This window comes from Paenalcaligenes hominis (assembly GCF_011927625.1).
In the GTDB taxonomy this organism is placed as follows: domain Bacteria; phylum Pseudomonadota; class Gammaproteobacteria; order Burkholderiales; family Burkholderiaceae_B; genus Paenalcaligenes; species Paenalcaligenes hominis.
Genome location: NZ_JAATIZ010000002.1, coordinates 41,762 through 55,737, shown reverse-complemented (window position 1 = coordinate 55,737; position 13,976 = coordinate 41,762). Strand labels below are relative to the sequence as shown.

13 protein-coding genes and 1 tRNA gene are annotated in these 13,976 nt (G+C 47.9%); 9 read left to right on the top strand and 5 right to left on the bottom strand.

Annotated features, from left to right (window positions below):
- Positions 1-25: 25 nt before the first annotated feature.
- The 3 genes from GGR41_RS04305 to GGR41_RS04295 all read right to left on the bottom strand — a co-directional run bounded on the left by GGR41_RS04305 (position 26) and on the right by GGR41_RS04295 (position 1,924).
- The gene (locus tag GGR41_RS04305) at positions 26-1,501 is read right to left on the bottom strand and encodes a phospholipase D-like domain-containing protein (protein WP_167660827.1); all 1,476 of its coding nucleotides are present in this window, start codon (positions 1,499-1,501) and stop codon (positions 26-28) included.
- Between the two features lie 29 nt (positions 1,502-1,530).
- The gene (locus GGR41_RS04300; RefSeq protein ID WP_167660826.1) at positions 1,531-1,749 is read right to left on the bottom strand and encodes a hypothetical protein; all 219 of its coding nucleotides are present in this window, start codon (positions 1,747-1,749) and stop codon (positions 1,531-1,533) included.
- Positions 1,750-1,848: 99 nt separating this feature from the next.
- Positions 1,849-1,924 (bottom strand) — tRNA-His (locus GGR41_RS04295).
- Positions 1,925-2,123: 199 nt separating this feature from the next.
- Between GGR41_RS04295 and GGR41_RS04290 the strand changes: the two genes are divergently transcribed.
- The 5 genes from GGR41_RS04290 to GGR41_RS04270 all read left to right on the top strand — a co-directional run bounded on the left by GGR41_RS04290 (position 2,124) and on the right by GGR41_RS04270 (position 5,837).
- Positions 2,124-2,750, top strand: coding sequence for an L-threonylcarbamoyladenylate synthase (locus GGR41_RS04290; RefSeq protein ID WP_167660825.1), 627 nt, complete (start codon positions 2,124-2,126; stop codon positions 2,748-2,750).
- A 63-nt stretch (positions 2,751-2,813) separates the two neighbouring features.
- Positions 2,814-3,464 carry a site-2 protease family protein gene (locus GGR41_RS04285; protein ID WP_077734725.1) on the top strand — a complete coding sequence of 217 codons (651 nt, stop codon included), beginning with the start codon at positions 2,814-2,816 and terminating at the stop codon, positions 3,462-3,464.
- 87 nt (positions 3,465-3,551) lie between these two features.
- On the top strand, positions 3,552-4,457 hold the full coding sequence (gene dapA / locus GGR41_RS04280) for a 4-hydroxy-tetrahydrodipicolinate synthase (protein WP_167660824.1): 906 nt from the start codon (positions 3,552-3,554) through the stop codon (positions 4,455-4,457).
- Entirely contained in the window at positions 4,454-5,590 is a 1,137-nt protein-coding gene (bamC, locus tag GGR41_RS04275; RefSeq protein ID WP_167660823.1) for an outer membrane protein assembly factor BamC, read from the top strand. Before dapA ends, bamC begins: the two co-directional genes overlap by 4 nt.
- Positions 5,591-5,699: 109 nt before the next feature.
- Positions 5,700-5,837 carry a hypothetical protein gene (locus GGR41_RS04270; protein WP_167660822.1) on the top strand — a complete coding sequence of 46 codons (138 nt, stop codon included), beginning with the start codon at positions 5,700-5,702 and terminating at the stop codon, positions 5,835-5,837.
- Here the strand turns inward: GGR41_RS04270 and mutS are convergent.
- Positions 5,834-8,455 carry a DNA mismatch repair protein MutS gene (gene mutS / locus GGR41_RS04265; protein ID WP_167660821.1) on the bottom strand — a complete coding sequence of 874 codons (2,622 nt, stop codon included), beginning with the start codon at positions 8,453-8,455 and terminating at the stop codon, positions 5,834-5,836. The genes GGR41_RS04270 and mutS overlap by 4 nt on opposite strands.
- A gap of 676 nt (positions 8,456-9,131) precedes the next feature.
- On the opposite strand from mutS, the gene mgtE reads away from it, so the two are divergent.
- The 3 genes from mgtE to GGR41_RS04250 are packed head-to-tail and all read left to right on the top strand — an operon-like array spanning position 9,132 to position 11,895.
- The gene (gene mgtE / locus GGR41_RS04260; RefSeq protein ID WP_167660820.1) at positions 9,132-10,169 is read left to right on the top strand and encodes a magnesium transporter; all 1,038 of its coding nucleotides are present in this window, start codon (positions 9,132-9,134) and stop codon (positions 10,167-10,169) included.
- 31 nt (positions 10,170-10,200) lie between these two features.
- Complete coding sequence (locus tag GGR41_RS04255; RefSeq protein ID WP_167660819.1) at positions 10,201-11,247, top strand: sensor histidine kinase; 1,047 nt, start codon at positions 10,201-10,203, stop codon at positions 11,245-11,247.
- Between the two features lie 3 nt (positions 11,248-11,250).
- Complete coding sequence (locus tag GGR41_RS04250; protein WP_167660818.1) at positions 11,251-11,895, top strand: response regulator transcription factor; 645 nt, start codon at positions 11,251-11,253, stop codon at positions 11,893-11,895.
- Here the strand turns inward: GGR41_RS04250 and GGR41_RS04245 are convergent.
- The gene (locus GGR41_RS04245; RefSeq protein WP_209279748.1) at positions 11,885-12,901 is read right to left on the bottom strand and encodes an LLM class flavin-dependent oxidoreductase; all 1,017 of its coding nucleotides are present in this window, start codon (positions 12,899-12,901) and stop codon (positions 11,885-11,887) included. The genes GGR41_RS04250 and GGR41_RS04245 overlap by 11 nt on opposite strands.
- A gap of 135 nt (positions 12,902-13,036) precedes the next feature.
- Here GGR41_RS04245 and GGR41_RS04240 point away from each other — a divergent pair, with 135 nt between their 5' ends.
- A complete protein-coding gene (locus tag GGR41_RS04240) occupies positions 13,037-13,861 on the top strand; it encodes a mechanosensitive ion channel family protein (RefSeq protein ID WP_077734731.1) in 825 nt (274 codons plus the stop codon).
- The last annotated feature ends 115 nt before the right edge of the window (positions 13,862-13,976 follow it).

Sequence of the window (13,976 nt, the reverse complement as noted above, 5' to 3'; positions counted from 1 at the left end):
CTAGGTAAAGATGTATCGTTTTCACCTAGAGGTAAGGGCTGGCTAACCAAATGACACGGTTCAAAAGGCGCTGTTTAAAAGGCATTTGCTCTAATTGCTCGAGGGTTAAAGCGTCGGCATGTTGAATTTCAGCATCGATAGCGTCTTGGATTTTTTGCGCGGTGTCTAGACAATAAATTTCCACATCTAATTCAAAATTAAGCCGTAAACTGCGTGGGTCTAGATTAGACGAACCGACATAACTCCACTGACCATCAATAGTTAAGAGCTTGGAGTGATTAAAACTGCCCGTAGCTAACCAAACATGGGCTCCAGCTGAGATCACTTGGTCAATTTGAGCCAGCATGGCACGGCTGACTAATTGCAAGTTATTTTGTTTTGGAATCACAATATCAACGCGTACCCCTCGTCTTGCTGCTGTATTAATGGCGCCAAGCAACACCTGATCGGGCAGGAAGTACGGGGATTGGATACGAATGTGTTGTTGGGCAATAGCCAATGCACCTAATAGCATGGAATGAGTGCTAGCAATAAAGCTGTCAGGCCCAGAGCGTATACAACGTGCAGGCACGTGGGGCAGGGGGGCATCACATGAATCTTGGCGCCAGAACTCGTAACTTAGCTCTTCTTTTGTAGTGAACTCCCAGTCATGGGCAAACGCAGAAATAAGTTGGGCTGCGATAGGACCTTGTAATTTGAAGTGGGTATCCAATGCTGGCTCGGGCGTATATTCACTGTAAAAACCTTCACGAATATTCATGCCGCCCGTAAAGGCCACAAAGCCATCTACAATCAATACTTTACGGTGACTACGTAAATTGGCATATGGGCGCTTTAAGAAACTAAGAGGCAACAGCGGAATAGACATAAACAACGCACATGGGATGCCTTTTTTACGTAAAACGCGATGAATGGGATGGCGTGAATATTGCACACCAATGGCATCAATTAAGATGCGAATTTGCACACCGCGTTGTTGGGCTTGCTCTAAGGCGTCCACAAACTGCATGCCAAGGCGATCATTATCAAAAATATAGCTTTGCAGTGCGATAGAATGCGTAGCGGTATTGATGGTCTCAAGCATGGCGGGGTAGGTTTCATCGCCGCCTTTTAAAAGTTGTACATGATTGCCGCCACGTAATTGAAAACGGCTAACTTCATCGCCTAAGGTTTTAAGAGATTGAAACTGGGGGCCGAACTCATCACTAAGCTCGGTAATAGGGGATACGTTATAACGAATGTATTCTTTAATTTGATTATCACGTAGGCCAGTAATTTGAGTTTGACGAACACGGTTGATGCCCGCAATCAAATACAAAATAGACCCTGCATAAGGGGATAATAGAATGACCCCTACCCAACCAATGGCAGCGCGCACTTCTGTCTTATTCATAGCGGCATGGATAGCGGTAGGGATGCTAATTACCAAACTTAGGACTAAAGTAATATGAGGCCAATACTCAATCCAAATGCTATAGATCTGTTGTGATAAAGGAGTCATATAGATCGAAAATTCCTTGTGTTAATCGATTAAGGACGAGTGCGTAACGAGTATAACCAGTTTGGGTTAGGGGTGCCGGCGCAGGCAAATTGTTGGTGCCGTGAATGAGAGCGCCACACCCCACCGCCGATGCTAGGCTCTGGGGGCACGCTATACCAATACCAGTCACCGTTTTCGTCTTGGGCACACCAATTAAAGTCGGTTGGCGCTTGATCCCAGGCAGGGGGTAAAGAGGAAGCTGTGGTCATGGTTCAAAGTTGGCGCAGTAAGTAGCCACTACTATACGTGCAAAAGGGGTAGACATGAAAAAAGCCCGCATAATCTATAAATTATACGGGCTTTGAATCTGGGGTGACCGACGGGGCTCGAACCCGCGACAACCGGAATCACAATCCGGGACTCTACCAACTGAGCTACGGTCACCATCATTTGTAGCTGCACAAGTGATGCGCTTGCTGCAAAGAAATATAACTATAACATAAAAAATAAAAAAGTACACCCATTTTGAATTTTGCTAAGCTTATGGTTGATACGGTACTGACTCGGCGTCTCTAGCACGGCCCTACCAGCCAGTGCCTATCTGCAATAGGTTATTTTTATTGAACCAAAAAGAGGAAAGACTATGGCTCAACTTTTTGAAGTACACCCACAGAATCCACAGCCACGTTTACTAGCACAAGCCGCTGATATACTAGCCAAAGGGGGATTAGTTGCTGTACCGACAGACTCAAGTTACGCGGTAGTAGCGCGGTTAGATGACCGCTCGGCTGCTGAAGCCTTACGTCGTTTACGTGGTTTAGATGAAAGGCATAACTTAACCTTATTGTGCCGTGACTTAGCAGAGATCAGTACGTTTGCTCGGGTAGATAACAGTCAATACCGTTTACTTAAATTAGCAACACCAGGGCCGTGGACGTTTATTCTCGAAGCCACCAAAGAGGTACCTCGTCGGGTATCGCATCCCTCACGTAAAACTATTGGGATTCGGGTGCCCCAAAACACGGTGCTATTAAGTCTGATCGAGCAAGTGGGGTCGCCATTACTTTCTACTACCCTCATACCTGAAGGGGAAACCGAAGCGCTAAACGAGGCAGAAGAGATTGCAGAGCGCTATAAATACGACTTAGAGGCAGTGATTGATGGGGGACCTTGCCCTGCCGATTTCACTACTGTGATTGATTTAACAAGCGGTCAGCCTGAAGTGCTGCGTCGTGGTTTAGGTGACCCACAGAAACTCGGCTTAGAGTAAACTGCAGACTATTCATTTAAGCTCTAGTCTATTGGGCTAGGGGTCATAGGAAATCGACGCGTTATGGAAAGTTTAATACAGACGATTGCGGTATATGCCATACCCGTCTTATTTGGTATTACCTTGCACGAGGCTGCACATGGTTATGTGGCCCGTTATTTTGGCGATCCAACTGCCCACGAGGCAGGGCGTATCAGCCTGAACCCAACGCGTCATATTGACCCCATTGGAACTATTGTGGTTCCTCTGTTTTTACTTATTTCCACCAAACTATTGGGCGGGGCGGGCTTGTTATTTGGTTGGGCTAAACCAGTTCCAGTCAATTGGGCCCGTTTACGCAACCCCAAAAAACATATTTTATGGGTCGCATTAGCCGGGCCCGCTTCGAATTTGTTCATGGGGATTCTGTGGGCTATTGCATTACGCATTCAGGTTTCATTGGGACTAGATCCTAGCGATTTTTGGGCACGTATGGCCATTGCAGGGGTTCAGGTTAATTTGGTCTTGATGGCGTTAAATTTAGTGCCTTTGCCCCCATTAGATGGCGGGCGTATTGTATATAGTTTATTGCCTCAAACCTATGCCAATCACTATGCGCGTCTCGAGCCATATGGCATGTTGATACTCATTGTATTGATGTTTACTGGGGTGCTCTGGGTCATTTTGCAACCTTTTTTACTATTTGGGCAGACCATTATTCGTTTGTTCTTATGAGTTTTGGCGTGAATCCGGTAAACTTAGAAGATACTTTGTTTGTTATTTTTGGCTTTAGCTCGTCTTATCCAGGAGACTTTTTCTATTATGGCTAGTTCGGATACTGCAACCCCTATTTTTCAAGGCAGCATGGTTGCCCTTGTCACGCCTATGCTTCCTGACGGAAGTCTGGATTTGGACGCTTACCGAAAACTGATCGATTGGCATGTAGCCGAGGGCACTGACGCACTTGTGGTAGTGGGCACAACAGGCGAATCCCCTACCGTTGATATGACAGAACACGCCGAGCTGATTCAACTTGCTGTGGAACACGCAGCAGGACGTATTCCTGTTATTGCGGGGGTAGGGGGCAACTCAACGGCTGAAGCCATCGAATTAGCCACCCATGCCCACGAAGTCGGCGCTCAAGCAGGTTTGTCCGTGGTACCGTACTACAACAAACCCACCCAAGAGGGCCTCTACCAGCACTTCAAAAAAATTGTGGAAACGGTCGAGTTACCTACTTTCCTTTATAATGTGCCAGGTCGTAGCGTAGCCGATATGTCCAACGAGACCGTTCTACGCTTAGCCCAAATCCCTAACATTATTGGCGTCAAAGACGCCACCGGTGATATTGGTCGTTTGGCTCAATTATTGCGCGACAAACCAGACGAGTTTGTTGTGTTAAGTGGCGATGATGCCACCGCTGCTGCGTTAATACTGTTGGGTGGCAAAGGCAATATCTCTGTTACCGCTAACGTAGCGCCTCGACTCATGAAGCAACTATGCCAAGCTGCCCTTGACGGCGATCTCACTACCGTACGTCAAGTTAATGGCCAATTAGCCGACTTAAATAAAATGTTGTTCGTCGAGGCCAATCCTATTCCTGTTAAATGGGCTTTAGCAGAAATGGGCTTAATTCAGCTAGGCTATCGTTTGCCTATGACACCATTAGCAACGCAGCATCATGCAGGGCTGCGTGAATTACTAATTAAAGCAGGGTTAATCGCATGAAAATCACCCCAAAACCAACGCCTTGGTTTGCTGTAACTGGTTTAAGTCTCGTGCTTCTAAGCGGTTGTTCCGCTTTAGATGAGTTCACAGGCAAACAAGAAAGTGTTGATTACAAAAGCACGGTTTCAGGGGATCCCCTCAGCATCCCACCTGATTTAACCCAAGCTAACCGCGATGCTCGTTTCCAAGCGCCTGCACGTGGCGCCATGAGCTATAGCGAATACGCTGAATCCCAGGCTGAAAGCAATACCGTAACCCAAAACTCACGGGTTTTACCTAGTGCTGATGGCATTCAGGTAAAGCGGGATGGCGAGTTGCGTTGGTTGACCGTTGATCAGCCCGCCGAGGTCATTTACCCCCGCGTTATCGAGTTCTGGAACGAGCAAGGTTTTACTATTCAATCAGACGATCCCCGTGCTGGTTTAATTGCTACCGACTGGGCTGAAAATCGTTCTAAAATTCCTGATAGCTGGATTCGCTCTTTATTGGGGTCTGTTATTGATCAGGTATTCGATAGCGGCGAGCGCGAGCGTTTCCGTACACGTTTAGAACGTGTTGACGGCAAAACCGAAGTCTACATCAGTCACCAACACATGTACGAAACCCCTACAACAGATGGGGCAGCGTTTAAATGGGTGCATGGCAAAGAAGACCAAGGTTTAAATGCGGTGATGTTAGCACGTCTAATGGTGTTTTTAGGTACTGACCTAGAGCAGGCTCAGGCTCAAGTTAAAGCCGCCGAAGCCGATACCGCCGAGCCTTTAGTTCAAGTCCAAGACACCTCTAACAACCGTCAACTCACCCTCAACGAAGGCTTTGACCGAGCCTGGCGTCGAGTCGGCGTGGCCATTGATTCAGCTGGGTTCTCGGTCGAAGACCGCGATCGTAGTGCGGGTGAATACTACATTCGTTATCTCGATGCCGATAGCGGCGAAAAAATCGAGCAGCCTAATATTATTGGGCGTTTGTTCCGTGCTCGTAACACCGCCGAAGCGCAACGCTTACGCATCCGCGTTCAGGCACAGGGTGCAGCAAGCACTGTAGTTCAAGTGGTGGATGAACAAGGTCAAGTGTCAAATACCGCTACGGCGGGGCGCATTATTAATGTGCTTTCCAGTCATATGGCACCTTAGCTCTTATAGACGAATAAAAAGCCCTGCAGTATGCAGGGCTTTTTTTATAGACAAACTCACTTTTATTGTTAATAATAATGATTCTCATTTAGTGATGTTGGAGTTTACCATGTCATCAGATCGCTTCACTGTTTCTCCATTGGCACCACAAAAAACGTATCGTTTTGAACCCACTTGGTGGCACATTGGGCTCAGTGCCACCGCCATTTTTGTCTTGCCTTTAGCTTTGGCTGCTTTGTTAGTTTAGCTTTCTGGCTTTAGGTAGAGCGTTTGCCATTGATAAAGTAAATCTAAGGCTGCACGTGGGCTTAGTTCATCCAGTTTCACTTGGTCCAGTTGCTGTTGTAGGTCAAGCGCTAATGCTTGTGCTGGGCTTAAAGTGGGAGCTGTAGTCGAGCCAGTGTTAAATAAATTTAACTGGGGCGCTGGGGCATGCAGTTGTTCCAACCGTGCGAGTTCTGCGGTGGCATTTTGAATGACCGAAGCAGGAATCCCTGCACGCTGCGCCACTTGGATGCCATAGCTACGACTAGCAGGGCCTGGGCGCACCTCATGCAAAAACGCAATCCCTTCTTTGGTTTCTGCAGCGGCTAAGTGCACATTGGCTGCTCCGGTTTGCTCGTCTGCTAAACGAGTTAACTCAAAATAATGGGTAGCAAATAGGGTCAAACAACGGTTATGTTGTAGCAAGCGCAGGGCAATGGCCCACGCCAAAGACAACCCGTCATAGGTCGACGTGCCGCGTCCGATTTCATCCATTAACACCAAACTGTTTGCCGTGGCTCCTGCTAAGATAGCGGCAGCTTCTGTCATTTCCATCATAAAAGTAGAGCGACCGCCAGCTAAGTCGTCTGCTGCGCCAATACGTGTAAATATCCTGTCTAATGGCCCAACCGTAGCGGCTTCAGCAGGTACATAACTTCCCGTACGCGCTAACAAAGCGATCAGGGCTGTTTGACGCATATAGGTTGACTTACCGCCCATATTGGGACCGGTAATCATTAACAGCCGCTGCGACAAATCAAGTTCACAGCTATTAGCGGTAAATTGCTCGATAGTGTGCTCAACAACGGGATGCCGTCCGGATTGAATGTGAATCTCAGCCTGTTCACTTAATACCGGAGCCACCCAATTATTGTCTAATGCATGACGAGCAAAGCTAGCTAGGGTATCAATTTCAGCCAAGGCGGCAGCCACTGCAGATAAAGAGGCCGCGTATAAGGCTAAATCGGCTAATAGTGTGTCAAAAAGAATTTTCTCACGGTTTAGACTACGCTCTTTGGCTGATAGAACTTTGTCTTCCCATTCTTTGAGTTCGGGTGTAATAAAACGCTCTGCGTTTTTCAGTGTTTGGCGACGGCGGTATTCAGTAGGCACGTTATCCGCTTGGGCGCGACTTACCTCAATAAAAAAACCATGGACGCGATTGTATTCCACTTTTAAGGTGCTGATCCCAGTGCGCTCACGTTCACGGGCTTCGAGCTTGAGTAAGAAGTCACCGCTATCGTTAGCTAACGACCGCAATTCATCTAGCTCGGCATCAAATCCATCTGCAATGACACCGCCGTCGCGAATTAATAGTGCGGGCTCGTTGGCTACCGCTTGCTGAAGTAAGTGTAAGAGATCAGGCGATAAGCCTTGGATAGTCTGGAGCCAGTTATCTAAAGCATGACTGTTTTGGTTCGTTGCCACTAATGTGTTTTGCACATTGGGGAGCAGTTGGAGGGCATCGCGTAAACTGGCTAATTCGCGAGGACGTACGGTGCCCAGTGCAATACGCGTGGCAATACGCTCTAGGTCAGGAAAGCGCTGCAAGCTTTTTTGTAATGCGCGCAATGGAGAGTGAAGCGCATTGTCCTGTTCTTTTTGTACGAACTGAGTGACGATGCGTTGACGTTGTAAAATAGTTGGATTGTGGCGCAACGGTTGGTGCAACCAGCGACGCAACAAGCGTGCCCCCATAGGCGTAGCACAATGGTCAATGGTGCTAAACAAGCTAGGCTTGGCTTCACCGCTAATGGTTTCAGTCAGTTCAAGGTTCTTGCGTGTCACACCATCAAGCACTACAAACTCGCCTAGCTGTTCAATATGTATGGTTTGAATATGCGCTAACTGTTGAGCTTGGGTATGTTTCACATATCGTAATAGGGCCCCTGCTGCATAGGTCGCTAAAGGTAGCTCGTCTAAACCAAAACCCGCCATGCTATCGACTTGAAAATGCTCAAGTAACACTTGCAGGGCATTATCAGCGGCGAAATGCCAATCGGGCAAAGCGACTTGGCTTTGTGCATCGGGGTAAACCAGTCTGTGTTGCTCTGCATGTAATAGCTCAGCCGGCTGCAAACGGCTGAGCTGGGTGTCGAGCAGCCGGCTTTCACATTCATACACTTGAAACTGGCCGCTAGCCAGGTTCATCCATGCAATCCCCATGGCCTGCGGCGCACTGGGTGTATCAGGCAGTATCGCAGCAATAATACGATCTGACTTGGCTGGCAACAAGGCGTCATCCGTTAATGTGCCTGGGGTCACAATACGTACAATTTGGCGCTCAACAGGGCCTTTACTAGTGGCCGGGTCACCAATTTGTTCACAAATGGCAATGGATTCCCCCAAGGCCACTAACCGGGCTAGGTAGCCTTCGAGTGAATGAAAAGGCACCCCTGCCATAGGAATCGGTTCACCATTCGAGCTGCCTCGCTTAGTGAGAGTGAGATTAAGCAAGCGAGCCCCTTTTTCTGCATCTTCATAAAATAACTCGTAAAAATCCCCCATTCGGTAAAACAGTAAGTACGACTTGGCTTGCGCTTTAAGCTGTAAATACTGGCGCATCATGGGGGTGTGGTGAGAGTAATCAGTATGGGTCATAGATCTCGTTGCTTATGAGCCGATACGGGCTCAGTACAGTTGAATTCAAGGTGCTATTGTAGCCAATGATCGGTTTCTTCTACTAGGTAACCATGGCTAAAATGCGGACTCATTGCATCGGCTAAGCCAGAAACCGATCCACCACTAGGGTGGTCATGCAAGACAGCGATATACTCGCGTATAGAAATAGCACGCTAACAGATACTAGGCATAAGGCCTGTGCAATGCCATAATTATGGTCTAAACCGTAAAGCACAACATTAAATAGTGTGCGCAGGTTTAGTTAATGAATCCACTGATATAAGGTTGATTATGGACCCAGATTCGAGGCGGTTTACCGCCACATTTATTCAAATTAAGACGCTGGCACACAGCGGATGCAAGCGTTTCTAGCGCCCACGATTCTTGGTTCTACACCATAAGCTCAGTCGGCGCCCTAACGCTGTAGAGAGCAGTATGGTTTTTTTATTTTCCCATCTTTTGTGGTTTGCGATTTCTACTTCGTACCACGATGTCTCTATTTATCCTCTGAACGCATACAACCATCGATACTTTACGCATCGATCGTGGTACTAGCTCGGCGTCACTATTGCCTCTCTAACTCTTCCTTTGGCCTGGGTTTATCCAGTTTGCCAGCTCAGCGTGATGCCCGCATTCATTACAAGGAGATAATACGATGACAACTCAATCATTACTTCACCGATGCGCTCGCCGCCATACTCAGACCACACCCGTAGCAACGTACCCCACGCAACGGGTAGACGCTGTGATGAGTGCGTCGTTTATGGTGTTAAAAGCAGATATTAGTGTCAAAGACGCTTTAGATCAGATTCGTTTAGATGCACCTGTGAAAGACACGATTTACTTTGCCTATATATTGGATGAACGCGGTGGTTTACGAGGCACAGTATCACTACGAGATCTGATTCTGGCACAACCAGAGACGAAAATTGAAGCCTTAATGACGACTCAGGTAGTTAGCTGCTCTATCTTTGATGAGGCAACTGAAGCGGTACGCCTAATTTCCGCTTATGACTTACTCGCTGTTCCTGTTTTGGACCGACACGAGCGTATGGTCGGCATTGTGACATACGACGAGGCCTTAGATGTGACAGAAGAGGAATCCACGGAAGATCAGCTCAAGCTAGGGGGTGTGGGTAAGTTAATGGGCTCAATCAAAGACTCAACCATTTCACGTCTATATAAAATGCGTGTAGGTTGGTTAGTATTATTGGTCTTTGGGAATGTGTTTTCAGGGGCTGGGATTGCTCATTTTGAGGACTTAATTGCCAGTATGGTGGCACTCGTATTTTTCCTACCGCTATTAGTAGATAGCGGAGGCAATGCTGGCTCGCAAAGTGCCACGTTGGTGGTACGAGCCCTTGCAACCGGAGAAGTTAAGCGGCGCGATTGGCTGCAAATGCTAGGCAAAGAATGCACGGTGGCCTTACTGTTAGGTTTAACCATGGCTGCCGCAGTGGCGTCAATTGGTTGGTGGCGAGGTGGGCCAGAAATTGCTGCTGTGGTGGCGGCGACTATGGTTTTAATTGTTTTAGTTGGGAGCGTTATTGGGCTGTTGTTGCCTTTTCTCTTCAACCGCTTGAACTTAGACCCAGCAGCGGCAAGTGCGCCTTTAATCACCTCTATTTGTGATGCGACTGGCGTTTTGATCTATTTTAGTATTGCAGATGCATTTTTAGTTATTCCTGTGTAATGAAGAAATAAATAGGTTGAAAGGAAATCGTATGAGGAGTTGGCAAACCTTGTCTCCTGTAGTGCGTTATGGCATTTTAGGAGTGGTGTTAATGAGTTTATTCATTGCCGATACGCGCACCGATTACGAAGTGGCTATTGCGGTATTTTATATCTTAATCATTATTATCACTTCACATGGTGCTAGCCAACGTCAGATACTGAGTTTAGCTGCAGTGTGTATTTTATTGACGAGTTTAAGCTTTGCTCTGACCCCTCACGGTGACCTGCATGGGGGGTTGATTAACCTAAGTATCAGTTTGGCAACCATCGCCATAACCAGCTATCTCATCATTCAAATAGAAAAAGCGCGTCAAGCTGCGCTTCAAGCACAAGACCAACTTTTGCGCCTAGCTCGGGTGCAAAGTTTAGGTGCTTTAACCTCATCGATTGCGCACGAGGTGAACCAGCCCTTAGCCGCATTAATGACCAGTGGCCATGCTTGCCAACGGTGGTTAGCCCAGCAGCCGCCTCATGTGGACAAAGCACAGCAGGCTCTGCAGCGTATGCTCGATAGTGCTGAGCGTGCTAGCCACATTATTAAACGGGTGCAGAGCTTGATTAAATCGGAGCCCGCTCGCAAGCAGTGTTTTGATATGCATGATGCGCTAGAGGAGATCATTGCTTTATCTGCCGCCGAATTAAAACGCCAAGGCGTCGAGGTACACTATGATTTCACAGCACATCCTGCCCTGGTATGGGCCGATCGTGTACAAATTCAGCAAGTCATTGCTAACTTGGTGGTAAATGCGTTAGATGCCATGGAGGGCAAGCCCGCCAAAAAATTGCTGTTACGTACTCGAACCCAGACGACTGGGGTTCAAGTCGCTATTCATGATACAGGAAAGGGTATAGAGCAGCCTGACGCCATCTTTGAGGCTTTTTGGACCACTAAAGACCAAGGGGTCGGGGTCGGCCTAAGCATGAGTCGGTCTATTATAGAAAGTAATGGGGGCATGATTTGGGTTTGTGAGCAGCCTAAAGGCGGGGCGTGTGTGTGTTTTACTGTGCCTTACAAACCTGCTGATCCGTTAAGGTAAGCCATGATAAAAACGCCAATCCAATGGGTTTATGTCGTAGATGATGATGAATCAGTGCGGCTAGCTATAGAGGACTTATTGGCCTCTGTGGGGCTAGCCGTACAGGGCTTCGAATCTACCCACGATTTTCTCGCTTATCCTCGGCCGACTGTACCGAGCTGCTTATTATTAGATGTACGCATGCCAGGTCAAAGCGGCATGGATTTTCATCGGCAAATGCAAGACCTCGGTGTGAGGCTCCCTGTCATTTTTATGACAGGGCATGGCGATATAGAGATGGGCGTACAAGCCATGAAACAAGGGGCACTAGACTTTTTCACTAAGCCCTTCAGAGACCACGACGTATTAGAAGCCATTTATCAAGCGCTCGAGTACGATGCACAACGCTTAAAGCACGAGCAAGCCCATGCGCGCTTAGTAGAACGCTGGCAAAGTCTAACCAGTGCCGAGCAGCATGTGGTGCATCAAGTGGTGGCAGGACTGTTAAGCAAGCAAATTGCTGCTGAGTTAGGTTTAAGTGAGGTGACAGTCAAAGTACGTCGGGCAAGTGCTATGCGCAAATTAGAGCTGAACCATGTGGTCGATCTCGTCCGGTTTATGCACGCCTTGGAAAGTGACCCCAAGGCATACCACACCGCTAAACCGTAGGGGTAGCAGGCTTAAGATGGGGGTGGGCCTGAGCAATCAGGGCATAGGATTCGAGTCGCGCCGCGTGATCATACATATTGCTGGTAATCATGAGTTCATCTGCCCCTGTTTTATCTATAAAGGCTTGGGTTTGCTCGATAATGGTATCTAGCGAGCCAATTGCTGCACAGTTAAGGGCATGATCCATCACGGCTTGGCCGAGTGGCCCGCTGCGTTCTATGTAGTTCACCACTGGCGGAGGCAGCTGAATGGGCCTGTCTTGACGTAAACTGACGAAGGATTGTTGCCACGACGAAGCCAAATACTGAGCTTTATTGTCGGTTTCTGCGGCAAACACATTAAAACCCAGCATCACATAGGGTTTTTGTAAATAGCTAGACGGCTTAAAGTGGGTACGATACACCGCAATGGCGTCCATCATTTGTGCTGGCGCAAAGTGCGACGCAAACGCATAGGGCAGGCCAAGCATAGCCGCCAACTGTGCACCAAATAGACTTGAGCCGAGAATCCAAACGGGCACGTTGCTGCCTCGGCCAGGTACCGCTGGGATCGGCTGCTCTGGTTGATCAGACAAGTAGTCAAGCAACTCGAGCACATCACGCGGGAATTCGTTGGGATCCGAGCTGAGATTCCGGCGTAGCGCTTGGGCTGTACGTTGATCGGAGCCCGGGGCGCGACCTAAACCTAAATCAATTCTTTTAGGAAAAAGAGCCTCGAGCGTGCCAAACTGCTCTGCAATCACTAAAGGGGAATGGTTGGGCAGCATAATGCCCCCTGCACCCACGCGAATGCGCTGAGTGTGGTTAGCTAGATGAGCAATTAATACTGACGTGGCTGCACTGGCAATACCTACCATGCCATGATGTTCAGCTAGCCAATAGCGTGTGAAATGCGCTTGATCGGCTTGTTGGGCCAAGCTCACACTGTTTTGAAATGACTCCGCAGCTGTGCTGCCTTGAGTAATAGGAGCCAGATCCAATACAGATAAAGGGTACAACGTAGACATAAACGCATCCTTTGGTGAAAAGACAGAAAAAGGGATGGCCCTGTGATCAATCAAGATTAACAAAAAAGATGAAGGCTGCGAACTCTTTTTAAAATCGTTATCATGTGGGGGTTCATTTTAATTAGGAGAGAAAGTATGGAGACTCAAACTGCTTTTGTGGCAAGTCTGCCGTGGCTCGAGTCCATTGCGTTAAATCTATTGTTAGCTATTTTGATTTTAATTATTGGATGGTGGCTTTCAAATTTTTTAGGTAATTGGATTCGAAAAATAGCCCAACGCTCTCCCCATATTGATTTCACTGTGGTGCCCATGGCGCAAGCCGTGGTGGTGTGGACTATCCGCATTTTTGTATTAATTGCGGTGTTGGCACGTTTTGGTGTGCAAACGGCCAGTATTATTGCTGTGCTTGGGGCCGCTGGCTTAGCCATAGGTTTGGCCTTACAAAGTACCCTGCAAAATATTGCCTCAGGCATTATGCTGTTAATATTGCGTCCTATTCGCACAGGCGAGTTCGTCTCTATTGTGGGTAAGGGCGATGGCACAGTGTTGGAGGTAGGTTTATTCATGAGCCAGTTCCAACAAGCAGATGGCGTGAAGTTTTGCTTGCCCAATAATTTAATTTGGGGCAACCCAATCATCAATTACAGCCGCAATGACACACGCCGTATGGATATTCCATTAGGTGTGCGCTATGGCGACGATTTAGATAAAGCCATTCAAGTTCTGACTCAACTTCTCGAAGAGCACCCTGCGGTACTTAAAGACCCAGCACCGTTAGTCTTTGTTAGCGATTACAAAGAAAGTACAGTGGTAGTTAATGTACGAGCTTGGGCAAGCAGTGCGGATTTCTGGGATTTGCGGTTTGAGTTAAACCGAGTGGCGTTGCAACGACTCCAGCAGGCTGGCTTAAGTCACCCTGTACCAGTACGCGCTATGTTGCCGGAAGACAAAGCCGCTTAAACTAATTTTTCATGCCGCCACCCTGATACTGGGTGGCGCACCATTGAGCTTGACTGGGGCTTATAAACACAGCGTACCGTTTTATCGGATAACACGGAAAAATTCGTCCTTTAGG